The organism is Bacillus cereus group sp. BceL220, assembly GCF_051776965.1.
Classification (GTDB): domain Bacteria; phylum Bacillota; class Bacilli; order Bacillales; family Bacillaceae_G; genus Bacillus_A; species Bacillus_A cereus.
In genome coordinates this window covers 1-1371 of the sequence record NZ_JBPWBC010000047.1, presented here as the reverse complement: position 1 = coordinate 1371, position 1371 = coordinate 1, and the positions used below count along the sequence as shown (strand labels likewise).

Genomic DNA, 1371 nt, shown 5'->3' with positions numbered 1-1371 from the left:
CATATTATATGGTTAAGTCCTCGATCTATTAGTATTCGTCAGCTCCACATGTCACCATGCTTCCACCTCGAACCTATCAACCTGATCATCTTTCAGGGATCTTACTAGCTTACGCTATGGGAAATCTCATCTTGAGGGGGGCTTCATGCTTAGATGCTTTCAGCACTTATCCCTTCCGCACATAGCTACCCAGCTATGCCCTTGGCAGAACAACTGGTACACCAGCGGTGCGTCCATCCCGGTCCTCTCGTACTAAGGACAGCTCCTCTCAAATTTCCTACGCCCACGACGGATAGGGACCGAACTGTCTCACGACGTTCTGAACCCAGCTCGCGTACCGCTTTAATGGGCGAACAGCCCAACCCTTGGGACCGACTACAGCCCCAGGATGCGATGAGCCGACATCGAGGTGCCAAACCTCCCCGTCGATGTGGACTCTTGGGGGAGATAAGCCTGTTATCCCCGGGGTAGCTTTTATCCGTTGAGCGATGGCCCTTCCATGCGGAACCACCGGATCACTAAGCCCGACTTTCGTCCCTGCTCGACTTGTAGGTCTCGCAGTCAAGCTCCCTTATGCCTTTGCACTCTACGAATGATTTCCAACCATTCTGAGGGAACCTTTGGGCGCCTCCGTTACACTTTAGGAGGCGACCGCCCCAGTCAAACTGCCCACCTGACACTGTCTCCCGGGTCGATAAGACCCGTAGGTTAGAATTTCAATACAGTCAGGGCGGTATCCCACCAGCGCCTCCACCGAAGCTAGCGCTCCGGTTTCAATGGCTCCCGCCTATCCTGTACAAACTGTACCAAAATTCAATATCAGGCTACAGTAAAGCTCCACGGGGTCTTTCCGTCCTGTCGCGGGTAACCTGCATCTTCACAGGTACTATAATTTCACCGAGTCTCTGGTTGAGACAGTGCCCAAATCGTTACACCTTTCGTGCGGGTCGGAACTTACCCGACAAGGAATTTCGCTACCTTAGGACCGTTATAGTTACGGCCGCCGTTTACTGGGGCTTCAGTTCAGAGCTTCGCTTACGCTAACCCCTCTCCTTAACCTTCCAGCACCGGGCAGGTGTCACCCCCTATACTTCGCCTTACGGCTTCGCAGAGAGCTGTGTTTTTGCTAAACAGTCGCTTGGGCCTATTCACTGCGGCTTTCCGTTAAGAAAGCACCCCTTCTCCCGAAGTTACGGGGTCATTTTGCCGAGTTCCTTAACCAGAGTTCTCTCGCACACCTTAGGATTCTCTCCTCGCCTACCTGTGTCGGTTTGCGGTACAGGCACCTTTTATCTCGCTAGAAGCTTTTCTTGGCAGCGGGGAATCAAAGACTTCGCTCCATAAGGAGCTTCCCCATCACAGCTCAGCCTT

At 53.0% G+C, this 1371-nt stretch carries 1 rRNA gene; it reads right to left on the bottom strand.

Annotated elements, in window-relative coordinates:
• Positions 1-8: 8 nt before the first annotated feature.
• Positions 9-1371, bottom strand: a 23S ribosomal RNA gene (locus tag ACS2FK_RS30385); the annotation flags it as partial.